General features: G+C 35.8%; 1 protein-coding gene. It reads left to right on the top strand.

The features are described 5' to 3' along the window. A partial coding sequence (locus tag V5P19_RS24405; RefSeq protein ID WP_334408101.1) for a DUF943 family protein occupies positions 1-240 on the top strand: 240 nt, incomplete at both ends.

Raw genomic sequence — 240 nt, 5'->3', positions numbered from 1 at the left:
GCCATGGACTGACAGCGATAAAATAAATTGGTATCTGAATCATCAGAATGAAATTAAAAATCAACATCCCCTACCAGAAGGTAGTTGGCATACCTGGTATGTCATTGATATCGGTAATGGCTTCACTGACTATAAAAAATATATCGAAGGGCCGTATGAAGATCTCTACTGTTTCCCGACAATTAAGAGCAATGATAATTGCATCGTGAAAAATTACTTAATGGTTATTAATGAATACCC

Source organism: Enterobacter sp. UNJFSC 003 (assembly GCF_036903355.1).
GTDB lineage: Bacteria > Pseudomonadota > Gammaproteobacteria > Enterobacterales > Enterobacteriaceae > Enterobacter.
Note: the sequence above shows the minus strand (reverse complement) of the source record. Positions and strands in the feature narration are given on the sequence as shown.